Source organism: Pseudomonas sp. 1L-B-1-E-C1 (assembly GCF_057291835.1).
On sequence record NZ_JBXAWN010000009.1, the window covers coordinates 58,698 to 82,087 of the forward strand.

15 protein-coding genes are annotated in these 23,390 nt (G+C 60.0%); 6 read left to right on the forward strand and 9 right to left on the reverse strand.

Annotation, left to right across the window (positions count from 1 at the left end; translation table 11 throughout):
• Position 1: 1 nt before the first annotated feature.
• The 3 genes from AC0Z4S_RS16735 to gcvA form a co-directional block, all read right to left on the reverse strand.
• Positions 2-763 (reverse strand): SDR family oxidoreductase, encoded by a 762-nt coding sequence (locus AC0Z4S_RS16735; protein ID WP_485623806.1) that lies wholly within the window; start codon positions 761-763, stop codon positions 2-4.
• 29 nt (positions 764-792) lie between these two features.
• Entirely contained in the window at positions 793-1,620 is an 828-nt protein-coding gene (locus tag AC0Z4S_RS16740) for an EamA family transporter (RefSeq protein ID WP_485623807.1), read from the reverse strand.
• Positions 1,621-1,695: 75 nt separating this feature from the next.
• On the reverse strand, positions 1,696-2,601 hold the full coding sequence (gcvA, locus tag AC0Z4S_RS16745; RefSeq protein ID WP_485623808.1) for a transcriptional regulator GcvA: 906 nt from the start codon (positions 2,599-2,601) through the stop codon (positions 1,696-1,698).
• Between the two features lie 370 nt (positions 2,602-2,971).
• Between gcvA and mexE the strand changes: the two genes are divergently transcribed.
• From mexE to AC0Z4S_RS16760, 3 genes are read left to right on the forward strand one after another with little or no spacing between them, the layout of a single operon-like run.
• A complete protein-coding gene (gene mexE, locus AC0Z4S_RS16750; protein ID WP_039761553.1) occupies positions 2,972-4,225 on the forward strand; it encodes a multidrug efflux RND transporter periplasmic adaptor subunit MexE in 1,254 nt (417 codons plus the stop codon).
• A gap of 15 nt (positions 4,226-4,240) precedes the next feature.
• Positions 4,241-7,432 carry an efflux RND transporter permease subunit gene (locus AC0Z4S_RS16755; protein WP_485623809.1) on the forward strand — a complete coding sequence of 1,064 codons (3,192 nt, stop codon included), beginning with the start codon at positions 4,241-4,243 and terminating at the stop codon, positions 7,430-7,432.
• Entirely contained in the window at positions 7,429-8,850 is a 1,422-nt protein-coding gene (locus tag AC0Z4S_RS16760) for an efflux transporter outer membrane subunit (RefSeq protein ID WP_485623810.1), read from the forward strand. Before AC0Z4S_RS16755 ends, AC0Z4S_RS16760 begins: the two co-directional genes overlap by 4 nt.
• A gap of 224 nt (positions 8,851-9,074) precedes the next feature.
• Here the strand turns inward: AC0Z4S_RS16760 and AC0Z4S_RS16765 are convergent, their stop codons facing one another.
• Genes AC0Z4S_RS16765 through AC0Z4S_RS16775 form a run of 3 tightly spaced genes read right to left on the reverse strand, consistent with a single transcriptional unit; the run spans position 9,075 to position 12,349 of the window.
• Positions 9,075-9,998: an HlyD family secretion protein gene (locus AC0Z4S_RS16765; RefSeq protein WP_485623984.1), complete on the reverse strand. Its 924-nt coding sequence runs from the start codon at positions 9,996-9,998 to the stop codon at positions 9,075-9,077.
• 25 nt (positions 9,999-10,023) lie between these two features.
• Positions 10,024-10,224, reverse strand: a complete 201-nt coding sequence (locus tag AC0Z4S_RS16770; RefSeq protein ID WP_016774855.1) for a DUF1656 domain-containing protein — start codon at positions 10,222-10,224, stop codon at positions 10,024-10,026.
• Positions 10,214-12,349 carry an FUSC family protein gene (locus AC0Z4S_RS16775; RefSeq protein ID WP_485623811.1) on the reverse strand — a complete coding sequence of 712 codons (2,136 nt, stop codon included), beginning with the start codon at positions 12,347-12,349 and terminating at the stop codon, positions 10,214-10,216. Before AC0Z4S_RS16775 ends, AC0Z4S_RS16770 begins: the two co-directional genes overlap by 11 nt.
• Positions 12,350-12,519: 170 nt before the next feature.
• Between AC0Z4S_RS16775 and AC0Z4S_RS16780 the strand changes: the two genes are divergently transcribed.
• The 3 genes from AC0Z4S_RS16780 to AC0Z4S_RS16790 all read left to right on the forward strand — a co-directional run bounded on the left by AC0Z4S_RS16780 (position 12,520) and on the right by AC0Z4S_RS16790 (position 16,877).
• The gene (locus AC0Z4S_RS16780; protein WP_485623812.1) at positions 12,520-13,575 is read left to right on the forward strand and encodes a HEAT repeat domain-containing protein; all 1,056 of its coding nucleotides are present in this window, start codon (positions 12,520-12,522) and stop codon (positions 13,573-13,575) included.
• Positions 13,576-13,707: 132 nt separating this feature from the next.
• Positions 13,708-15,210 carry an ATPase domain-containing protein gene (locus tag AC0Z4S_RS16785; RefSeq protein ID WP_253502157.1) on the forward strand — a complete coding sequence of 501 codons (1,503 nt, stop codon included), beginning with the start codon at positions 13,708-13,710 and terminating at the stop codon, positions 15,208-15,210.
• Positions 15,207-16,877: an ATP-binding protein gene (locus tag AC0Z4S_RS16790; RefSeq protein ID WP_485623813.1), complete on the forward strand. Its 1,671-nt coding sequence runs from the start codon at positions 15,207-15,209 to the stop codon at positions 16,875-16,877. The genes AC0Z4S_RS16785 and AC0Z4S_RS16790 overlap by 4 nt, the downstream gene beginning before the upstream one ends.
• Before the next feature lie 29 nt (positions 16,878-16,906).
• Here the strand turns inward: AC0Z4S_RS16790 and AC0Z4S_RS16795 are convergent, their stop codons facing one another.
• The 3 genes from AC0Z4S_RS16795 to AC0Z4S_RS16805 form a co-directional block, all read right to left on the reverse strand.
• Entirely contained in the window at positions 16,907-19,873 is a 2,967-nt protein-coding gene (locus AC0Z4S_RS16795) for an RHS repeat-associated core domain-containing protein (protein ID WP_485623814.1), read from the reverse strand.
• 137 nt (positions 19,874-20,010) lie between these two features.
• Positions 20,011-22,902, reverse strand: a complete 2,892-nt coding sequence (locus AC0Z4S_RS16800; protein ID WP_485623815.1) for an RHS repeat-associated core domain-containing protein — start codon at positions 22,900-22,902, stop codon at positions 20,011-20,013.
• 100 nt (positions 22,903-23,002) lie between these two features.
• Entirely contained in the window at positions 23,003-23,380 is a 378-nt protein-coding gene (locus AC0Z4S_RS16805) for a response regulator (protein WP_471877742.1), read from the reverse strand.
• Positions 23,381-23,390 lie beyond the last annotated feature (10 nt).

A 23,390-nucleotide genomic window follows, 5' to 3' on the forward strand; every position in this document is an offset into this window, starting at 1 on the left:
CCTACTTGCCGCCAGTCACATCCAGAAAAGTCCCGGTGACAAACGAGGCCTCCGCGCTGGCCAGCCACAAGATGGCCCGCGCCACCTCTTCCGGCTGCCCGCCCCGCCCCATGGGGATCGAGTCCTTCACGCGATCAACCCGTCCCGGTTCGCCGCCGCTGGCGTGCATGTCGGTATAAATGTGCCCCGGGCGAATGCAGTTGACCCGAATTCCTTCCCGCGCCACTTCCTTTGCAAAGCCGATGGTGAACGTTTCCAGCGCGCCTTTGGATGCGGCGTAGTCGACGTATTCATTCGGACTGCCCAAACGCGCCGAGGCAGACGAAACATTGATCACCACGCCGCCCGCACCGCCGTGGCGCAGCGACATGCGCTTTACTGCCTGCTGGGCACACAGTATCGGCCCCAGGGAATTGACTGCGAAGATGCGCTGCATGCGCTCGAAACCGAGGTCTTCCAGACGTGACTGTTTCGCCAGCACACCAGCATTGTTGACCAGCACATCGATACGCCCGAACGTACGATCGATGGCTGAGAACAGTTCAGCAACCTGCTCGGGGTCGGCGCTGTCGGCGCGTATCGCCAGCGCCTTGCGCCCCAATGCCTCAACATCGGCCACCACCGCCAGCGCCGCGGCCTCATTGGCGACGTAGCTGATGGCAACGTCGTAGCCTTGTGCTGCGGCGAGCCTGGCGGTGGCGGCGCCCACTCCGCGACTGCCACCGGTAATCAGAATCAGCGGTGCTGGCGAAACGTTGTCCATGAGACATTCTCCTGAGCAGTTGAGCTGTGTCAGCCGATGATGATGGCGCCGCTGGCGATGACCACGCATGCCAGCATCCGGCGAGCGGTAAGTGTTTCGCCGAGGAACAAATAGCCGAGCAGCGCCGCGAACAGCACGCTGGTTTCACGCAGTGCCGATACCGCCCCCAGTGGCGCTTCATTCATTGCGTAGATAACGATTGCGTAAGCGAGCAGAGAAACCAGTCCGCCGACCACAGCGGCCAGCATTCCAGGCCGGACGGCAAGCAGACTGCGGGCGTCGCGCAGGCTGATATAGACCACTGGCATCAACACACCCCAAAGCGCACTCATCCACACCGTGTAAGCGAGCGGCGCACCGGAAAGCCTGGCGCCAATGCCATCGACGACGCTGTAGGCTGCGATGAAACAGCCCGTTCCTAGCGCATAAGGAAGGCTTGGCACGGACAGGCTGCGCCCCCGGAAAGCCAGGGAAATAATCCCGCCAGACACCAGCGCAATGCCAAGCAGCTCGGCGGCGGTGAGGGCTTCGCCGGCAAACAGCGCGGCGCCCAGAGCGATCAGCGCGGGCGATGAGCCGCGCGAAATCGGATAAATCTGCCCAAGATCGCCGACCCGATAGCTACGCACCAGAAACAGGTTATAGCCGACATGCAGCAGCGCCGACAGCAGCGCATAACCCCAGCTCTGCGGTGCGGGCGGCGCCATGAACATGGCGGCGATTGCGCAGACCAGGGCGATGGCAACGCACATCACTGTCATCGACCACAACCGGTCGGCGCCGCCACGCAGCAGCGCGTTCCAGCTGGCATGCAGCAGCGCGGCGAATAGAACGAGGAGTACGAGATGAGTAGGCATTGCCGATTTTAGGCAGCCCGAGCGATCGGATTACAGAGAAGTTTCCTCATCGCACCATGAGCGATTGCTCATACATCAAGCGTGTCCGCTGCGCACTTTAAGCGCCTCGCTCAGCAACCATTCACGAAAGCTGACGATGTGGGGCTGCGCCTCAATACCCTTGGGGCAAACGAAGTAGTAGGCAAGCGGTGACTGGAACGGTACATCGAACAGCCGCACTAGACGGCCATCGCCGATTTCCTTCTCGACATGCCCGCTGCGTACCAGCGCCACCCCTTGGCCGAGCAAGGCCGCCTCGACCGTCATGTTGGTATCGCCAAACCTGACGCTTTCGCGCAGCGGCGTAAACGCCAGCCCCACGGCCTGGAACCACACTTCCCATTTCGGCGCCAGTTCAGCGCCGTCGCGAGCCAGCAATGGCAACTGTAACAATTCGGCGGGGCTGCTCGGCATCCCGACGCGCTGCAGCAATTCGGGACTGGCCACAGGAAAGACCTGCTCGCCGAATAGGAACTCCGAATACAGACCGGGATAATTGCCCTTGCCCAAGCGGATCGCGACATCGGCTTCGTCCCTGGCGAAATGGATAATGTTGTCCGTGGTGTCCAGCGACACCAGCAGCTCCGGGTGCTGGCGTGACAGGCTCGGCAAGCGTGGCAGCAGCCATTTCAATGCAAAGGAATAGGTGGTGCTGACGCTCAGCCTGACCCTGCCCTTTTGCTCGCGCAGATCAGCCAGCGTCGCCTCCAGACTCATAAAGAATTCACGCACAATCGGTGCCAGCGTAGCGCCTGCCGGCGTAAGTCGTAACGACTTGCCGCGCTCAAACAGCTGCAAGCCCCAAAGATCTTCCAGGTGCCGGAGTTGATGGCTGACCGCGCTCTGGGTCACATGCAGTTCCTGTGCGGCAGCGGTGAAAGTCGAGTGCCGGGTGGATACTTCGAAGGCACGCAAGGTTGCGGTCGGCGGCAGATCTCTCATGAATAGGGGTCCGGAGATGGGCAAAAACGCCAAGGTATGAATAGGACGTCATGTTAGTGCGAAACCTATCGGGTTGCTTTCTTCCGTATAACCGGATTCAGGGTCAACGCCGCGGGTCTTCTGTCGAATCCGGCTCAGTTGCTTGCTCAGTTGCAGCGATAGACAGCCCGCTCGCAATCATTGCAGATCGCGCAACACAGAATTGCCTTCAGACCAATTGATAGCCACCTAACGAAAGGTGCATGCTAGAGGGCTGCTTTGGCTCTTATATCATTCCGAATGATAGTTACCTTCGCTTCATTCGATTCGTGCCATCACACCCCTGCCGAGCATCATCCGCCCATCTTCAATACTTTGGCGGATTGCATCCATGGAACAGTCACTCAAACATTTGCGCTTCCCGTTGGCCATGCTGGCCGTACTGGTGATGAGCGCCTGCGGCAAAACTCCGGAGACTGCCGGCGCCCCGCCCGCTGCCAAAGTCAGCGTGGCCAAGGTGCTGGAACAACCGGTCAATGAGTGGGACGAATTCACCGGGCGCCTCGAAGCGCCGGAGACCGTTGAAATCCGGCCACGGGTTTCGGGCCAGATCGATCAGGTTGCCTTCACCGAGGGCGCGCTGGTCAAGAAAGGTGACCTGCTGTTCCAGATCGACCCGCGTCCGTTCCAGGCCGAGGTCCGCCGCCTCGAAGCCTTGGTCGCCCAGGCCCGCGCCACCGCAACCCGTAGTGAAAATGAAGCGGCTCGCGGCGAACGTCTGCGCACCAGCAATGCCATTTCCGCTGAACTGGCCGACTCGCGCACCAGCGCTGCCCAAGAGGCCCGCGCCGCCGTCGGTGCACTGCAGGCGCAACTGGATCTGGCCAAACTGAACCTGAGCTTCACCCGCGTTACCGCACCGATCAGTGGCCGCGTCAGCCGCGCCGAGATCACCGCCGGCAACCTGGTGACCGCCGACACCACCGCGCTGACCAGCGTCGTCTCCACCGACAAGGTCTACGCCTACTTCGATGCCGACGAGCGCGTGTTCCTCAAATACACCCAACTGGCCCGCAACGGTCAGCGCGGCGCAACCACGCCGGTGTACATGGGCCTGTCCAACGAAGACGGCAACCCGCACCTCGGCCAGATGAATTTCGTCGACAACCAGGTCAATCCGAAAACCGGCACCATCCGTGGTCGCGCCGTGTTCGACAACGCTGACGGCACCTACACCCCGGGCCTGTATGCACGACTGAAACTGGTCGGCAGCGGCACCTACAACGCCATGTTGATCAACGACGAAGCCGTTGGCACTGACCTGGGCAAGAAGTTCGTGCTGGTGATGGATGGCGACAACAAGACCGCCTACCGAGCCGTCGAACTCGGTCCGAAGATCGAAGGCCTGCGCATCGTTCGCAACGGTCTGAACAAGGACGACACGATCATCGTCAAGGGCCTGCAGCGGGTGCGTCCCGGCTCTCCGGTTACCCCTGAAGTGATTCCGATGGCCAGCGAGCAGACCCTCGCCGCCCTTGCTCAACAACGTCAAGCGCTGGAAGCCAGCAACCTGCCCAAAGTTGCCCCTGCCAAGGGCGCATCGGGTTCGGCTGCGAAGCTGGCTGCTACGACCCCACGCGGTTAAGGGACGACAACTCCGATGAATTTTTCCCAATTCTTCATTTCCCGGCCGATCTTCGCAGCGGTGCTGTCGCTGTTGATCCTGATCGCCGGTGCGATCTCGCTGTTCCAGTTGCCGATCAGCGAATACCCGGAAGTCGTGCCGCCGACCGTGGTCGTGCGCGCCAACTTCCCGGGCGCCAACCCCAAAGTCATCGGTGAAACCGTGGCCGCTCCGCTGGAGCAGGCGATCACCGGCGTCGAGAACATGCTGTACATGTCCTCGCAATCGACCGCTGACGGCAAGATCACCCTGACCATCACCTTCGCCCTGGGCACTGATCTGGACAACGCGCAGGTGCAGGTGCAGAACCGGGTGACCCGAACCGAGCCGAAGCTTCCCGAGGAAGTGACGCGCATCGGTATCACCGTCGACAAGGCTTCGCCCGACCTGACCATGGTTGTGCACTTGACCTCGCCGGACAAGCGCTACGACATGCTCTATCTGTCCAACTACGCGATCCTCAACATCAAGGACGAGCTCGCTCGCCTCGGTGGTGTCGGTGACGTGCAGCTGTTCGGTATGGGCGACTACTCGCTGCGGGTCTGGCTTGACCCGAACAAGACCGCGTCGCGCAATCTGACCGCGACCGATGTGGTCACGGCGATTCGCGAGCAAAACCGTCAGGTCGCCGCCGGTCAACTGGGCGCGCCCCCTGCGCCGACCGCGCAAAGCTTCCAGCTGTCGGTCAACACTCAGGGCCGCCTGGTCTCCGAGGAAGAGTTCGAGAACATCGTCATTCGCTCTGGCGACGACGGGGAGATCACCCGTCTCAAAGACATCGCTCGCGTCGAACTCGGCTCCAGCCAATACGCCTTGCGATCGTTGCTGAACAACCAGCCAGCGGTGGCGATCCCGATCTTCCAGCGCCCTGGTTCCAACGCCATCGACATTTCCAACGAAGTGCGCGGCAAAATGGAAGAGCTGAAGAAAGGCTTCCCGCAGGGCATGGACTACAGCATCGTTTATGACCCGACGATCTTCGTCCGCGGTTCGATCGAAGCAGTGGTTCACACCCTGTTCGAAGCGCTGATCCTCGTGGTGCTGGTGGTGATTCTGTTCCTGCAGACCTGGCGCGCCTCGATCATTCCGTTGGTGGCGGTGCCGGTATCGTTGATCGGTACGTTTGCGGTCATGCACCTGTTCGGTTTCTCACTCAATGCCCTGTCGCTGTTCGGTCTGGTACTGGCCATCGGTATCGTGGTCGACGACGCCATCGTGGTGGTGGAGAACGTCGAACGGAACATCGAACTCGGACTGCCGCCGGTCGAGGCCACCAAACGTGCCATGCGCGAAGTGACCGGGCCGATCATCGCAACGGCACTGGTGTTGTGTGCAGTGTTTGTTCCTGCGGCGTTCATTTCCGGCCTCACCGGGCAGTTCTATAAACAGTTCGCACTGACCATCGCCATCTCGACCGTGATCTCGGCGTTCAATTCGCTGACCCTGTCGCCAGCACTGGCCGCCGTGTTGCTGAAAAGCCACGACGCACCAAAAGACCGCTTTTCGAAAGTGCTCGACAAGATCTTCGGTGGCTGGCTGTTCCGTCCGTTCAACCGCTTCTTCGACCGCGCCAGCCATGGCTACGTCGGCACTGTGCGCCGGGTCATCCGTGGCAGCGGCATCGCTCTGCTGCTGTACGCAGGCCTGATGGTGCTGACCTTCTTCGGTTTCTCCAGCACGCCGACCGGTTTCGTACCGGGCCAGGACAAGCAATACCTGGTGGCCTTCGCGCAATTGCCGGACGCCGCGAGCCTGGATCGCACCGAAGACGTGATCAAGCGTATGTCCGAACTCGCGCTGAAACAGCCAGGTGTGGAAAGCGCCGTAGCGTTCCCGGGCCTGTCGATCAACGGCTTCACCAACAGTCCGAACGCCGGCATCGTCTTCGTCACCCTGAAACCGTTCGACGAACGTAAAGACCCGAGTATGTCCGCCGGCGCGATTGCCGGTGCCTTGAACGGCCAGTACGCGAACATTCAGGAAGCGTACATGGCGATCTTCCCGCCACCGCCGGTACAGGGCCTGGGCACCATTGGTGGTTTCCGCCTGCAGATCGAAGACCGGGGCAACCTGGGCTACGACGAGCTGTACAAAGAAACCATGAACATCATCAACAAGAGCCACAACGTGCCGGAACTGGCCGGTCTGTTCACCAGCTACACGGTGAACGTGCCGCAGGTCGATGCCGCTATCGACCGGGAAAAAGCCAAGACCCACGGCGTGGCCGTCAGCGACATCTTCGACACCCTGCAGATCTATCTGGGTTCGCTGTATGCCAACGACTTCAACCGCTTCGGGCGCACCTATCAGGTCAACGTTCAGGCCGAACAGCAGTTCCGCCTTGAATCCGATCAGATCGGTCAGCTGAAAGTACGCAACAACAAAGGCGAAATGATCCCGCTGGCGACCTTCATCAAGGTCAGCGACACCTCCGGCCCGGATCGCGTGATGCACTACAACGGCTTCATCACTGCTGAAATCAACGGTGCCGCAGCCCCCGGCTACAGCTCGGGCCAGGCGGAAAAAGCCATCGAGAAACTGCTCAAGGAAGAACTTCCGAACGGCATGACCTACGAATGGACCGACCTGACGTACCAGCAGATTCTGTCCGGCAATACCGCGCTGTTCGTATTCCCGCTCTGCGTACTGCTGGCGTTCCTGGTACTCGCCGCGCAATACGAAAGCTGGAGCCTGCCACTGGCAGTGATCCTGATCGTACCGATGACCCTGCTGTCGGCCATCACCGGTGTGATCATCTCCGGCGGTGACAACAACATCTTCACCCAGATCGGCTTGATCGTACTGGTGGGACTTGCCTGCAAGAACGCGATTCTGATCGTCGAGTTCGCCAAGGACAAACAGGAAGAAGGCCTCGACCCGCTCGCCGCGGTACTGGAAGCCTGCCGCTTGCGTCTGCGGCCGATCCTGATGACCTCCTTCGCGTTCATCATGGGTGTGGTGCCACTGGTGTTCTCCAGCGGTGCCGGTGCCGAGATGCGTCACGCCATGGGTGTGGCGGTGTTCTCCGGGATGCTCGGGGTGACCTTCTTCGGTCTGTTGCTGACGCCAGTGTTCTACGTGCTGATCCGTAACTTCGTTGAACGCAGTGAGCAGCGCAAAGCGGCCAAGGCTCACACTCTTCAAAAGCCACTGGAGGCGCAACAATGAGTCTGAAAGTCTTCCTGCCGAGTCTGCTGGTGCTGGCCCTCAGCGCCTGCGCCGTCGGCCCCGACTACAAGACCCCAGCTACGGAGGCGGCCAACATCACGACCGCCACCGACGGCGCCGCCGGGCAAAAGAACTTCGACCGTTCGAAATTCGAAGGCATCTGGTGGCAGCAATTCGATGATCCGACCCTCAACCAGTTGGTGACGCAATCGCTGCAAGGCAACCGTGAACTGCGCGTGGCGTTCGCCCGCTGGAAAGCCGCCCGGGCGATCCGCGACGACGCCAGCAACGATGCGATGCCGACCATCACCAGCCGCGCCAGCAGTGACCTGGGCAAAGGCCAGATTCCCGGCCAGACCACCGACCGGGTCAATAGCGAACGCTATGACCTCGGTCTGGACATGGCCTGGGAGCTCGACCTGTTCGGGCGCATCCAGCGCAATCTGGAAGCCAGCGACGCCGACCAGCAGGCTGCCGAAGCCGATCTGTATCAACTGCAAGTCACCATGATTGCCGAACTGGTCGACGCCTACGGTCAACTGCGCGGCGCCCAGCTGCGGGAAAAAATCGCCGTGGCCAACCTCAACAACCAGGAGGAGTCGCGCAAGATCACCATCAGCCTGCGTGACGCCGGTGTCGGTGATCAGCTCGATGTCGAGCGCGCCGATGCGCGTCTGGCCAACGTCGAAGCCAGCGTGCCGCAGTTGCAGGCGGAACAGGTGCGGCAGAAAAACCGTATCGCCACCCTGCTTGGTGAGCGCCCGGACAAACTGACCGTCGACCTCAGCCCGAAAGACCTGCCGGCCATCGCCAAGGCGCTGCCGATCGGTGATCCGGGCGAACTGCTGCAACGTCGTCCCGACATCCTTAGCGCCGAGCGGCAACTGGCTTCGGCCACTGCGCGAATCGGCGTGGCCAAAGCCGACCTGTTCCCACGGGTCAGCCTCAGCGGTTTCCTCGGCTGGACCGCGGGACGTGGTTCACAGATCGGTTCCTCGGCGGCCAATGCCTGGGCACTCGGCCCGAGCATCACCTGGGCTGCGTTTGACCTCGGCAGCGTCCGCGCCCGTTTGCGTGGCGCCGACGCCGATGCCGAAGGCGCACTGGCCAACTACGAGCAGCAAGTGCTGCTGGCTTTGGAAGAATCGGAAAATGCCTTCAGCGATTACGGCAAACGTCAGCAACGCCTGATCTCGCTGATCCGTCAGAGTGAATCGAGCCGCAAGGCTGCCGATCTGGCAGAAATCCGCTACCGCGAAGGCACCACCGACTTCCTCGTCCTGCTCGATGCCCAGCGTGAACGCCTGAACGCCGAGGACACGCAGGCCCAGGCCGAAGTCGACCTGTATCGCGGCATCGTCGCCATTTACAAGGCCCTCGGCGGTGGGTGGCAACCGGAGACGGTCGCCAGCAAGTAAAGGTTGTTAAAGAGCTCCTTTGGTTGGCCGCAACCAACCAATTTTTTTGCCCCGCGTATCATTCGGTCGCGGGGTTTTTTTATGCCACTGAATCACCAATCCCGTGTAGGAGCTGTCGAGTGCAACGAGGCTGTGATTCTTGATGGGAATGTAGCCGGGGACGCTCTGCGTCCCAAGATCAAAAGATCGCAGCCTCGTTGCACTCGACAGCTCCTACAGGGGGATCAGGGTTCCAGGACGGTGACGGTGGCTGTGGTGCCGGCGCGAAGGCGATTCTTGCCGGCAAAATCACCATCAATGCCGATGCGCACCGGCACCCGCTGCGCCAGTTTGACCCAGGTGTAACTAGGGTTGATGTTCGCCAGCAGCCGACTGCCCGGCGCGTTCTCGCGGTCGGCGATGGCGAAGGCGATGCTTTCCACCGTGCCGCCGAAACGCTCACCGCTCATCAATTGAATGCGCACCCGGTCGCCCTTCTCGATTCGCGGCAGCTTGGTTTCTTCGAAATAGCCGCTGACGTAAAACGAATCACTGTCGACCAACGCCAGCAGTGCCCCGCCCGCCTGTGCGTAATCACCTTGGCGGGTCAGCAGGTTGGTTACATAACCGCTGACCGGCGATTCGACGCGGGTGCGCTGCAAATCCAGTTCAGCCTGGGTCAGCGCGGCAATTGCCAGTTGCACATTGGCCTCGGCCAAGCCGAGGTTGGCCTGATTGCGCAACAGATCCGCCTGGGCAACCGCCACGTCGGTACTGGCCTTCTCCCATTCCTCACCGGAGATGGCAAAGCCCTGCTTCAGCGTGCGGCGCCGGCGCTCCTCGCTCTGGCGCTGTTTGAGCAACGCTTCACTGGCAACAATTGCCGCCTGCGATTGCCCCAGCGACGCCTTGGACACTTCCACCGAACGCCGGGCATGTTCGACTGCCAATTGATAGCGCGCCGGATCGATCTCCAACAGCAATTGGCCCTTGTCGACATGCTGGTTGTCCTGAACCGCCAGTTTGACGATACGCCCCGAAACATCCGCCGACAGCGTCACCACATCCGCCCTTACCCGGGCGTCCCGCGTCCAGGGCGCGCGGGTGTAATACTCCCAGGCGAACCAGCCGAGGACTATCGCCAGGATCACCACTGCCACGGTCATCATTCGTGCTACTAGCGCTTTCAAGACATCAGGCTCCCATCAATAGAATCAGCGTGGCACAGACACAGGCGTAAAGAGCGCCTTCGAACAGCGCTTCATGCCAGACCAGGCGGAGTACACCCAGGCGTCGCAGGCACCAGTCCAGCAACATGAAAATCGGGATTGCCAGCAATAGCGCCTGAGCAATGGGCGGCAGATAGACGCCGCCAATCTCGAAATCAATGGGCAAGTTGCGGTTCTCCTTGCATAACTTGAGGTTGCAGATGCGCGCCGTGGCGCTCGAGGAACGAAACGACAATCAGCAGCGCCACACGCATACGGAACACCGACCATAGATGTTCGTGACTGGCGGCGTGCAGTTCGTCCAGCTCATCTCCGAGTTGGTGCAGCGTGGCAAGCAGTGCGGCAAGTTGCACATCATCGCGTCCGGCAACCAACCGACCGGTTTTGCGTAACGCCGACGCCAGGCGCTGGCTGAACGCGTCGGTGAGTAGCGCGTTGTTCTGCGCCTGCTGCCGCAGCTGATGCATAGCGACGCCTAAAGCCACGCAAGCCAGGCTGATTTCATACAAGCGCTGCATGGCACGATCGTTCGCCGCTGGCAGCAGGCCGAGCATGCTGGTCAGGCGATCGGTCATCCGACTCTCGAAGGCGAATTGTTGTTCATCGTTTGCCGGCATTTTGCTGAGTTGGTACACCTGCTCCCGCGCTTCGCCGTACAAACGGCGAATGCGCAAGTCCGGGCGGAACGGAAAGATCAGCGCATAGACGATCAACGCCAGCATCGCTGCACTGACATAAGCGCCGGCAAATTCGAACCATTGAATCGCTGTGTTCTGCCCAGTGCCGGTATTTTGCGGTCCGAGCATGAGAAAACTCGACAGGCCAAGACCCATGCCGATCCCGGCGGTGGCCGGACTGGAAATGCCCACCGCAATGGCATACAGCAGCGGCGCGAGCAGCAAGGCCAATAACTCGAAATCACTGATCGCCGGCACCAGCATGAATTGATAGAACGCCGACACCACCAGCGCCAGGCCCAAGCCACGGGCGTAGCTTTGCGCGGCCATCAACGGACGCGGGAAGGTCGCCATCAGCGAGCAGAGAATCCCCACCAGAATCATCCCGCCGCGGGCGCCATCCCACGCCGTCTCGATCCAGATCAGGCCGGATACCAGCAGCGCGGTAAAGGCGCGAATCGCATTCATCGAGGCCAAAGTGAAATCCAGATGCAACGGACTGCTCTGCCCGCGATACAGACAACTGGCCGGGCGCCCTTCCTGGATGGCGTCGCTCAGCTCGAGAATCTGATCCAGTTGCTGCAGCAGTCGCGCCTGCTCCCAACGCAACGCCCAGGCCAGTGAGCGCAGGGTCGCGCTCATGTTCTCGGTCTGTTGCTCGGCCTTGTAGGCCAAGGCTTCGAACTGTTGCTGCAAAGTGACGAAGCGCTGCCGATCCGCTCCAGACAGCGCGCGACCCTGTTGCGCCAACTGCTCCAGCAATACCAGTTCCTCGGCCCGCAGCTGCTGCACCTCCAGCGGCAGATCGCCCTCCCAGCGTTCGATGAGCAATTCACGTTGATGACGCAGCGCGGTCAGTCGCGACGTCAGCAGCATCAGTTGATTGCCGAGCAGCAACACCAGATTGTCGGCATCGCGCAAACGTGGGGCATCGAAATACAAATGGCGCCGCAACCCCTCCAGTGCGCTGATTTCGCCGAGCAGTTGCATCTGCCGCCGCTGGAAATCCGCTTCGCTTTCTTCCGTGCGAAGCACCTCGGCGGCGTGGCTGGCCGCCAGTTTGATCACCTGATCGATTTTGGCGAAATAGCCCTTGGCGACCGCTTCAGGCCGGGCCGTCAGCAAACTGACCACGCAGACGCAGGCGACCGCCAGCAGGGTTTCGGTGACACGGGTGACAGCGAGCAAGAACGTACCGTCCTGATCCGGAATCGCCAGCAACGCCACGACCACAGCGGTGTAACCACTGAGCACGAACGCCTGAGAGCTGGTGTAACGCAACAACGTGCCACCGGCGGTGCACAGCGCCAGCCACAAAGCCAATGCAGTAATGAACGGCAGCGGCGCCTGAGGAAAGATCGCCATGATCAGCACTGCCACCGCTGCACCCACGGTGGTACCGATGACCTGGCCAAAACTGCGCGCCAGCGCCATCCCCGCCAACGGCTGGCTGACAATCACCACGGCCATGATCGACCATTTCGGCTGTTCGAGATCGAAGATGAACGCCAGATAAAGGGTCAACAGCCCAGCGGCGATGGTCCGCAGGGCAAACAGCAAAACAGCCTGACCGGGATGGATCAAAGCCTTGAAATAGGTGAACAGCGCAGACATGGGCACACTCTTTAAAACGACTTCTGCAAGCGTAGACACTGCCACAAAAGCCTGACGGATTTCACAGTCGACACGTGTCGTAGGACGATTCGCTGGCAAGGGTTTGACTCACGCGCCAAGCTGACCGAAGCTTGCCGCTCTGCTCAAGTTCGAAGCTTTCGGAAACCCGCATGACTCAGTCCCGCCGCAACCTGCTGATCGGCCTTGGCCTCGTACTGATCCTCGGCATCGTCTGGCTGTCTTTGCGCAGCAGCACACCGACCATCCCCGATGCTATCAAACACGGCTACAGCGAAGCGCTGAACGCCGCGCGCACCGGTGAACCCGGAGCGGCGCGCCAGTTGTACCAGCAATTGGGCCGTCCGGACATATCGGTCAAGCGCCGGGTCTGGCTGCATGGCGAGCTGCCCAATTACCCAAGCCCCCAAGCGCTTAAACTGGCTGACATCGACCTGCATCACGATGCGCCACAAGTGCGCGTCGCGGCGATCAAAAGCATCGTCGGTCTGGTGCCCGGCGGGCAGCGCAGCCTGTTGCTCGGACCGTTGCTCGAAGACGAGGAGCAGGCTGTCCGTTTCGCCGCGATCAATGCCTTGCTCGGCCTGACGCCTGACGAGCTGGGCCTGTATTTCGCGCCACTGCAGCAGGCCATCGATGGCTGGCAGCAGACCCTCGAAAGCCAGCCGGAAAGCGCCGCCAACTACGCCCAACTGGCGCGCCTCTATATTCACAACGCTGAATACAAACAGGCGCGGCAAGCGCTGGATAATACCTTGCGTATGGAGCCCGGCAACTTGCCGGCGCTGGTGATGCAAATCGATGTGCTCGACCGCCAGGGCCAGAGCGATGCCGCTCGCCAGTTGCTCGCCCGCCAACTCAAGGCGCAGCCTGATTCGGCCTATCTGCAACATGCCCTCGGCCTGTGGCTGTTGCACCACGGCCAGCGCGAGTATGCCCTGCTCGGCCTGTCCAAAGCCGTCGAGCTGGAACCGGACAACAAGGATTATCGCTACGACCTCGCGACCACCCTGCACAGCGCAGAAGAACTGGAAGCGGCGCAGAAACAGCTGCAGGAAATCGTCCAGCGCCACCCGGCCGACCGCAAGGCGCGGGTATTACTGATCAACTATTGGAAGGAAAGCGGCCAGTTGCAGAATGTGCAGATTCTGCTGGCGCAACTCGAACAACTGAATCCGGATGATCCGGCCCTGCAACAAGGTCTTTAATCCAAGTACAGCAGGTGAAACTCGCCGGCTGTCGAAAGAAAAAGCGGAACCGTGAACACGCCCTGAGGTCAAGTCATTCAGGCGGCTCACTTAAGCCAGCCGCCGGTTACCCTAGTCATAAGAGGGCATTTTTTGACTACATCAAACGAGTTGATCAGTGCGAAAGCTGCCGTTGGCATCGCAGGTCTGGATGACATTCTCGCCGGTGGCCTCTCTCGCGGCCATGTGTTTTTGCTTGAGGGTGAACCCGGAACCGGCAAAACCACGGTGGCACTGCATTTCCTCCGCGCCGGTGCGCTGGCCGGCGAACGCTGCCTGTACATCACTCTCTCGGAAACCGAGAAAGAACTGCGTCAAGGTGCACTCTCCCATGGCTGGGAGCTGAACGAGAACATCCAGATCTTCGAACTGACGCCGCCGGAAAGCCTGCTTAATGCCGAGCATCAGCAAAGCCTGCTCTATTCCTCGGACCTTGAGCTGGGTGAGGCGACCAAGCAGATTTTCGAAGTGGTCGAACGCTTCAAACCGACCCGCGTAGTGCTCGACAGCCTTTCGGAAATCCGCCTGCTGGCGCAAAGCTCGCTGCGTTACCGTCGGCAGATTCTGGCAATCAAGCACTATTTCGTGCGCTACGACGCCACGGTCCTGCTGCTGGATGACCTGACCACCGAGTCCCTCGACAAAACCGTACACAGCGTCGCCCACGGCGTGATCCGCCTTGAAGAGCTGACACCGAGCTACGGTGCCGAGCGTCGCCGCGTTCGGGTGGTCAAGTATCGCGGACAGAAATACCGTGGCGGTTTTCATGATTTCACCATCATGGGAGACGGCGTCCACGTGTTCCCACGTTTGGTAGCGGCCGAACATCGCGGCGACTATGCACGATTGCAGTTGTCCAGCGGTATCGCGCAAATGGACGCCCTGCTCGGCGGCGGTATCGAGACCGGCTCCAGCACGCTGATTCTCGGCCCGGCCGGTACCGGCAAGTCGTTGATTTCGATGATCTTCGCCGCCGCTGCGGTGGCCCGAGGCGAGAAAGCCGCGCTGTTCATTTTCGATGAAGAGCTGGGCTTGCTGTTCGAGCGTATGCGCCACATCGGTATCGATCTGAAGGCATTGCAGGCGACTGGCAATCTGCTGATCGAGCAGGTCGACGCCGCTGAGCTGTCTCCCGGCGAGTTGTCCCACCGCGTGCGCCGTTGCGTTGATGAGCGCGACATCAAGACCGTCGTCATCGACAGTATCAACGGCTATCAAGCGGCGATGCCGGAAGAAAACGCGCTGGTGCTGCACATGCACGAGCTGCTGCTGTACCTCAACCGTAAAGGCGCGGCGACCTTCATGACTGTTGCCCAGCACGGTCTGGTCGGTGACATGCAGGCGCCGGTCGATATCACTTACCTGGCCGACACGGTGATTCTGTTGCGTTACTTCGAAGCCCTGGGCAAGGTCCGTCGGGCAATTTCGATTATCAAGAAACGCACCGGCAATCACGAATCGACCATTCGTGAATATCGGATCTCCTCGCGCGGCATAACCATCGGCCAACCGCTGGAATCGTTCCAGGGCGTGCTGCGTGGCGTGCCGACTTATATGGGAGCGAGCAATCCATTGCTCGAGGATGAAAGCTTGTGACGGTGAATACGCCGTTGGCCGAACGGGTGCTGATTCTGGCGCCCATGGGTCGCGATGGTCAGGTCGCGCTGATGATTCTCAACGAAGCCGGTTATGGCGGCATGGTGACGCCAAATCTCGGCGCTCTGTGCACCGAGCTGGAGGTCGGTGCCGGGCTGCTGCTGATTGCTGCTGAGGCGTTGCGCGGACCGGAACTGGAAGCGCTTATCGGCTATCTTGATCAGCAGCCCGCGTGGTCGGACATGCCAATTGTCCTGCTCACTCATCACGGCGGCGAGGAGCAGGGGCCGCCGTCGCGCCTCAGTACACTGTTAGGCAACGTGACTTTTCTCGAGCGCCCTTTCCATCCCGCGACATTGGTCAGTCTGGTCTCTGCCGCCCTGCGTGGGCGGCGACGACAATACGAAGCCCGCGATCGCCTGATCGACCTGAGTGACAGCGAACGGCGTTTGCAATCGACTCTCGAGACACTTGAGCAACAGGTCGAAGAGCGGACAACGCAATTGCGCCATAACGAAGAAGCCCTGCGTCAATCGCAGAAAATGGAAGCCGTCGGCCAGCTCACCGGCGGCATCGCTCACGACTTCAACAATATGCTCACCGGGATCATCGGCAGCCTCGAACTGCTGCGCCGGCGTTTGGCCAGAGGCCGCACTGAAGATCTCGACAGCCTGATCGATCTGGGCGTGACGTCCGCCAACCGCGCCGCCGGGCTGACCCATCGCTTGCTCGCATTTTCGCGCCGTCAGTCACTCGACCCGAAAGCCGTGCAAATGAATACGCTGGTGCTGTCGATGGGCGAGTTGCTGCAACGCAGCCTCAATGAAAGCATTCATCTGGAGATGCGCCTGGACGACAACCTCTGGGTGGCCGAAGCCGATCCGAATCAACTGGAGAGCGCCCTGCTCAACCTGGTGATCAACGCCCGCGATGCCATGCCCGATGGCGGCAAGTTGGTCGTGGAAACCAGCAATCAAGTGCTGCACCGCGATTTCACCGAGGCCTACAGCAACCTGGAGCCCGGTGATTACGTGATGCTCAGCGTGACCGACAATGGCAGCGGCATGCCGCAGAGCGTGGTCAGCCGTGCGTTCGATCCCTTCTTCACCACCAAACCCATTGGCCAGGGCACCGGGCTTGGCCTGTCGATGATTTACGGCTTCAGTAAACAGTCACGCGGCCATGTCTCGATCGACAGTGAAATCGATCAGGGCACCACCGTCAGGCTTTACCTGCCGCGTTTCCACGGTGAAGAGCTTGAGCATGCCGAGTCAGATACCGTACAAGCGCCGCACGCCATCGATGGCGAAACCGTGCTGATCGTCGAAGACGATCCGGCTGTCCGGATACTGGTGAGCGCGGTACTCAGTGAATTGGGTTATGCGTTTGTCGAGGCCGCCGATGCCGACGGCGCCGTACCGATTCTCAACTCGCCGCAGCGCATCGATCTGCTGATCAGTGACGTCGGTTTGCCGGGGATGAACGGCCGGCAACTGGCGGAGATTGGCCGGCAGTATCGACCCGGACTCAAGGTACTGTTCATCACCGGATATGCAGAACATGCCGCAGTTCGCGGCGGATTCCTCGACTCCGGGATGCAGATGATCACCAAACCGTTCACGTTTGACCTGCTGACCGCCAAGGTGCGGGAGATGATCCGGGGATGATCGGGTGATCAGCTTTGATCAACAGCAGGTCATGCCATTTGTGCCAACAGTGCATTTTGAGCATTTTTGCGCTGACTCCGCGTCACTCGCCTGTCCTGCGCCGCCTGCACGTTGGCTTGCGTAGCTGCTTTGGGGGTCGTTTCGCTGGGGACTGCGTTTACCTCATCGAACGTAGCACCCGACAGCACCATTTCGCCCACCACAGCGTCCATTCCATTGGCAATCTGCAGATTATCCAGACCAGCCCGCAGGGAAGATTCACCGGTACTTTCACCCAGAGCCAGTGTCACGCCATTATTCACACCGGTATTTGCCAGGCCATAGACGGACGACATCGCCGTATCGTGGGTGAATGTTTTAACGAACGTTTTTACGTCGCTGACCGTTGGTAAACTCCAGGCGTTGGCGTGCTTGCTCTCGTTATAGCTGGCTGGCACGAACTCCGAGGCGCGGATATTGTCGCCCACAACGCTTTTGATTGCGCCATTGGCGGCAGATCGCAAAATCGGCGTAACACTTTTCGAGACGGGCCCCAGCCACATGCCCTCGGCAAAATTCACACCGAGGTTGGCCAGCATATTCACAGCCTGGGAGCCCAAAGTGGCATTTGCATCATAGGTAATGGAAGGTCCGAAACGAGAAACGACTCGGCCGGTCGTGACGCCGGCCAGATCCTTGGCGACATCACTCAAGACATCGATCGGATCGGGATTGACATAACCCCCTGCAAAGCCCGTGGCAAAACCCAATGAAGCCATGACGCCTACCGTCACCTGTTTACCGAGTCCGCTCGTACCACGCCTATCCAATATGTGCGCCGTGGCAGCCCCTGCTGCGTAAGCCGTTGCGCCACCGGTCATAAGAGCCAAGGGGTACTTCGCGGCCTGGCCAAAAGCAGCTTTGAGCCCCAACTTCGCCACGTATTTGGCGCGATTACCCACCGCTCCCTTTATGGCGCCGCGCACCACCCCTGACATCGTCGCTTTGAAGCGTTCCGGGCGGGTAACCGTGGTTTTGGCCAGACCTTGCAAATCGACATACCCCACCGGGTTGCCGCCGACCATGGCGTACAGATTCAGTCCATCGTGGGTACCTCCCGGGTCGGCACTCAGCCAGCGCTGTCGCCACGGCATGTAGTAACGAAATCCGTAATAGTAAAGACCCGTGGCGTCGCGCTCCTGCCCCGAGTAGCGCACCGTCCGGTAACTGGCCTCGACCTTGTCACGACCGGCCCACCAGGCTGTGGCGCCATAGGCGTAATAACTTTCCTGACTGATCAGGCGGGCATCGGCATCCAGTTCCAGGCTGCTGGAACCCAGGTGATCGGTCAGGATGTAGCGATGTTGATTGTCGGCGATACGCGAGGGCCGGGCCTTTGTCCAGTGCAGGATCTGCACAGTGCAGCGGCCAGCCTGAACCGTAATGATGTGCAGGGTTTCTTCCGGCGAGGTACGGATTTCCAGCCCCGGCAAATAGCGGGTTTCATGGGTGTGGGTCAGTTCAGGGGCATGGGCCGTGCGGATTTTGCGCAGACGTTGTCCCGTGCTGTCATAAACATAGCGTTCGCTGTCGTTGGGCTCGTCTTCACGTATCACCTGATCGACCTGGCGCAACTGGTTGCGCTTGTCCCAAAGCAGATTCTGGCCCGCTTGCAGCAGGTTGAGATTGCCGTTGGCGTCGTAACGCCTGGCGATTTCGCCCTCATCCGGGCGCTCGCCTGCGACGGTGTACGGCAAACTGCGATTGCTTGTCAGCGCGACGGCCGTGCGTTCGCAGCGCGAACCGCTGTCGGCGGTGTGTTGCAGGGTACACAGGTTACCGGCGCCATCGTAGTCGAACGTCTGCTGATAATTTTCCAGTTGAAGCGGATCGGCCAGTGAGATGAACTCCGGCAGCTGTGGTCCGCTCAGCGCGCGGATCCGTTGCCGGCCAGAGGCTTTGATCAACTGGCCAAGCGTGTCGTACTGATAGCCGGTCAGGGGTGCGACCCGTTGATTGCGGAAGTAGTGAATCGGCTGAGCGCTGTCGGTGATGCTGAGCAAGTTGCCCACCGGGTCGTAGGCATACGCGAGATCCTGCAGCACCGGCTCGCTGGCCGCTTGCGCAGTCAGGGTGCTCAGCCGTCCATTTTCCGGGTCGAAAACGCTGCGTGTGACGACTCCGTTACCGGCAGTTTGCTGCTCTATGTGGCCAGACGCGTTGTAGTGAATGTCGCCGACTAACGCGATGTATTCGTTGGCGTCGAGCAGTTTCAGACACGTTTGGGCCAACTCCCCGGCCACAGTCTGTCGCAACAATTGTTGATTGCCCTGCGCATCAACGTGCCGGATCAGTTCACCTGAAGCGTTATAGCCCATACGAGTAACGGCACCCTGGTCTTCCAGCAAGGCATCGCGCTCACTTGGCTCTTCAGGCCAGTCCGGATCGTTCAGTTCTTTGAGGAATCGCCGCGATTGCTCGACAGGCGCACCGTTAAGACCGAACTCAGTGAAATACGCCGAACCTGCCGTATCGTCATGACGAACCAACTGCCCGCAGCGATTATGCCGCGCAGACTCGGTGCTCGCGTCGGCGTAAGACAGGCACTCGCTACGCTGCTCGGGCTCACCGACGGAGCGGTCGAACACGAACGTCGGGCGCAGCCATGCATCGTATTGCACGCGGCGGTGATTGAGCTTTTGATCCCAGCTTTCCAGCGGTTGCCCCGCCGCCCCGGACAAACTCAGACGCCAACCGGCATCAACATTCACCGACAGCAGCGATGCTCCGGAGAGGCTGACGACCGTGGTCTGGTTGGCGAGAGATACAGGCTCATCCTTTGACAGCGCAAACAGGCGCGGATCACGCGCGTGGCTGACGCGCCCCTCAAGCTCATGAACCGTTTGCGAGATGCGTACCTGGAGTTCGTCGTCCTCCTGCCGCCGACAATACGCGACTGCGCGCACGGCTACACCGCGCGGGTCGATCACAGCAAGCGTTGGAGTATGACGATGCATGGCTTTCAGTCCCCTGCATTGGCGTATTCGCACATAGCGGCGAGTACGGAGAATCAAGCAATCCTTATTCGCTGTCTGACCACAGGCGTCAACTGTCAGAACTGTCAGGCAAGGATCGAAAAAGGCGCCAGATAGCCTCAAATGGCCCCATAATTTCGAACCGTTGTTGTACCAGCAAGCGGTGGACGATTCGTCGTCACCATTTTCTGCAGACCGGACTTTATGTCGCGTTTATAAGCATTTCGCATTGTCTGAAATCCGGAGTTCACGGCAAAATTCACCGTTTCTCGCACCCCATCGCCCATCACGGCGGTCACGGTCTCAAGCTGCAGCCCTTGCGCCACCAGTCGAGGCACCGCACTGAAAGAATCCCGGCCGGCCACATTGCTGAGCTGCTTCACAGCCGAGAACTGTGAGAGATCTCGAGTTGCCTGGTATGGCGCCTCCTCCGGGAAAAAACTGCGGGTCAAACTCATACTCATGGCAACCGCCCCTTTGGTCGCCGCGGGGTACAAAATCTCTTGGGCAAGACTCACCGGGAGGGATTGCGCAGGACCAAAGAAGTTGTAATCAATTATTTTCGAAACCCCTTTAGTCAACATCGTAGCGCCGATTTCAGCGTTGATACCGGCTCTTGGGGGCGTACCTGCCCAATCATTGTTAGGCCGGTTCGATTCGAATTGAGAAAAAAATTCAAACCCGAAGTTATCGCCCAGTGACGTGATCTGATCGAGTGCCGTGAGATTCAATCCCGGCGTGAAAAAGTGTTCAACCGCCACAGGAGCAGCCGTTAACACTGCGCCTCCCAAGGCTCCCGCCGAACGTTCTGCATATCGCCGAAAAACACCGATATCTTCACTCTGATTATTAGCGACCCATGCTGCTCCCGTGATAGCACCATTGATGGCTGCCGAAGCCCCTCCTGCAGCTGCCAATACCCAACTCGCTGGATTCGAGGCCTTTATCATATAGCCGATAGCGGCCGCAGGCACTTTCGCTGCAAAGTCAAACCCACCGCTCCATAACATCGCCTTGGCCGTCTCCCATCGAGACAAGCCTTGCAAATCGACATACCCCACGGGGTTGCCGCCGACCATGGCGTACAGATTCAGTCCATCGTGGGTACCTCCCGGGTCGGCACTCAGCCAGCGCTGTCGCCACGGCATGTAGTAACGAAATCCGTAATAGTAAAGACCCGTGGCGTCGCGCTCCTGCCCCGAGTAGCGCACCGTCCGGTGACTGGCCTCGACCTTGTCACGCCCGGCCCACCAGGCTGTGGCGCCATAGGCGTAATAGCTTTCCTGACTGATCAGCCGGGCATCGGCATCCAGTTCCAGACTGCTGGAACCCAGGTGATCGGTCAGGATGTAGCGATGTTGATTGTCGGCGATACGCGAGGGCCGCGTCTTTGCCCAGTGCAGGATCTGCACAGTGCAGCGGCCAGCCTGAACCGTGATGATGTGCAGGGTTTCTTCCGGCGAGGTACGGATTTCCAGCCCCGGCAAATAGCGGGTTTCATGAGTGCGGGTCAGTTGAGGGCCATGGGCCGTGCGGATTTTGCGCAGACGTTGTCCCGTGCTGTCATAAACATAGCGTTCGCTGTCGTTGGGCTCGTCTTCACGGATCACCTGATCGACCTGGCGCAACTGGTTGCGCTTGTCCCAAAGCAGATTCTGGCCCGCTTGCAGCAGGTTGAGATTGCCGTTGGCGTCGTAACGCCTGGCGATTTCGCCCTCATCCGGTCGCTCACCTGCGACGGTGTACGGCAAACTGCGATTGCTTGTCAGTGCGACGGCCGTGCGTTCGCAGCGCGAACCACTGTCGGCGGTGTGTTGCAGGGTACACAGGTTACCGGCGCCATCGTAGTCGAACGTCTGCTGATAATTTTCCAGTTGAAGCGGATCAGCCAGTGAGATGAACTCCGGCAGCTGTGGTCCGCTCAGCGCGCGGATCCGTTGCCGGCCAGAGGCTTTGATCAACTGGCCAAGCGTGTCGTATTGATAGCCGGTCAGGGGCGCGACCCGTTGATTGCGGAAGTAGTGAATCGGCTGAGCGCCGTCGGTGATGCTGAGCAAGTTGCCCACCGGGTCGTAGGCATACGCGAGATCCTGCAGCACCGGCTCGCTGGCCGCTTGCGCAGTCAGGGTGCTCAGCCGTCCATTTTCCGGGTCGAAAACGCTGCGTGTGACGACCCCGTTACCGGCAGTTTGCTGCTCTATGTGGCCAGACGCGTTGTAGCGAATGTCGCCGACTAACGCGATGTATTCGTTGGCGTCGAGCAGTTTCAGACACGTTTGGGCCAACTCCCCGGCCACAGTCTGTCGCAACAATTGTTGATTGCCCTGCGCATCAACGTGTCGGATCAGTTCACCTGAAGCGTTATAGCCCATACGAGTAACGGCACCCTGGTCTTCCAGCAAGGCATCGCGCTCACTTGGCTCTTCAGGCCAGTCCGGATCGTTCAGTTCCTTGAGGAATCGCCGCGATTGCTCGACAGGCGCACCGTTAAGACCGAACTCAGTGAAATACGCCGAACCTGCCGTATCGTCATGACGAACCAACTGCCCGCAGCGATTATGCCGGGCAGACTCGGTGCTGGCGTCGGCGTAAGACAGGCATTCGCTACGCTGCTCGGGCTCACCGACGGAGCGGTCGAACACGAACGTCGGGCGCAGCCAGGCATCGTATTGCACGCGGCGGTGATTGAGCTTTTGATCCCAGCTTTCAAGAGCCTGGCCAGACGCTCCCGTCAAACTCAGACGCCAACCGGCATCCACGTTCACCGACAGCAAGGATGCTCCGGACAGACTGGAGACGGTAGTCTGGTTGGCGGGGCTGGTGTCGTCGCTCTGAAAGTGCGCAAACAGACGCGGATCACGCGCGTGGCTGGCACGGCGCTGAAGGTCATGAATCGTTTGCCAGACGCATGCCTGAAGATCGTCCGGTGCCGATCGTCGAAAGTACGCGACCGTGCGTACCGCGGCACCGCGAGGTTCAATGACGGCAAGCGTTGGCGTGTGACGATGCATGAGCAGCGACCTCGGGGTGGTTTACGAGGTCTTTATCAGCGCTGACGTTATTGGCGTCAACTGTCAGAAATTACAGGCGGGGCCTGAAAGTAGTGCGTTATCAGGCCAGCAACTCCCGAATCTTTTCCTGCAACACGTCCAGATCGAAAGGTTTTTCGAGGATCGGTGCTTTGCTGGTGATCGGACTGCCGGTCTCACGAATTTCCTGCGGGTACCCGCTGATGAAGATCACTTTGAGGTCTGGTCGCAACTTCACTGCCGGCTCGGCGATCTGTACTCCGGAGATTCCGCCCGGCAGGCGGAAGTCGGTAATCAGCATATCCAGGTGTGGTTTGCTGGCGAGAATCTCGAAAGCCTGCTCGCCATTTTCCGCTTGCAACACGCGATAGCCCTGCCCTGACAGATAATCCGTCAGAACCATCAAGATAACCGGTTCGTCCTCGACGACGAGTACTACATCTTGTGCATCTACGCTCATGGGAAGCCTT

Bases quoted from the DNA above. Each gene is read 5' to 3' on its own strand.
- AC0Z4S_RS16755 (WP_485623809.1), top strand. From the start codon at position 4,241: ATGAATTTTTCCCAATTCTTCATTTCCCGGCCGATCTTCGCAGCGGTG.
- AC0Z4S_RS16805 (WP_471877742.1), bottom strand. From the start codon at position 23,380: ATGAGCGTAGATGCACAAGATGTAGTACTCGTCGTCGAGGACGAACCG.
- AC0Z4S_RS16765 (WP_485623984.1), bottom strand. From the start codon at position 9,998: ATGATGACCGTGGCAGTGGTGATCCTGGCGATAGTCCTCGGCTGGTTC.
- AC0Z4S_RS16800 (WP_485623815.1), bottom strand. From the start codon at position 22,902: ATGCATCGTCACACGCCAACGCTTGCCGTCATTGAACCTCGCGGTGCC.
- AC0Z4S_RS16735 (WP_485623806.1), bottom strand. From the start codon at position 763: ATGGACAACGTTTCGCCAGCACCGCTGATTCTGATTACCGGTGGCAGT.
- mexE (WP_039761553.1), top strand. From the start codon at position 2,972: ATGGAACAGTCACTCAAACATTTGCGCTTCCCGTTGGCCATGCTGGCC.
- AC0Z4S_RS16795 (WP_485623814.1), bottom strand. From the start codon at position 19,873: ATGCATCGTCATACTCCAACGCTTGCTGTGATCGACCCGCGCGGTGTA.
- AC0Z4S_RS16780 (WP_485623812.1), top strand. From the start codon at position 12,520: ATGACTCAGTCCCGCCGCAACCTGCTGATCGGCCTTGGCCTCGTACTG.
- AC0Z4S_RS16775 (WP_485623811.1), bottom strand. From the start codon at position 12,349: ATGTCTGCGCTGTTCACCTATTTCAAGGCTTTGATCCATCCCGGTCAG.
- AC0Z4S_RS16740 (WP_485623807.1), bottom strand. From the start codon at position 1,620: ATGCCTACTCATCTCGTACTCCTCGTTCTATTCGCCGCGCTGCTGCAT.
- gcvA (WP_485623808.1), bottom strand. From the start codon at position 2,601: ATGAGAGATCTGCCGCCGACCGCAACCTTGCGTGCCTTCGAAGTATCC.
- AC0Z4S_RS16760 (WP_485623810.1), top strand. From the start codon at position 7,429: ATGAGTCTGAAAGTCTTCCTGCCGAGTCTGCTGGTGCTGGCCCTCAGC.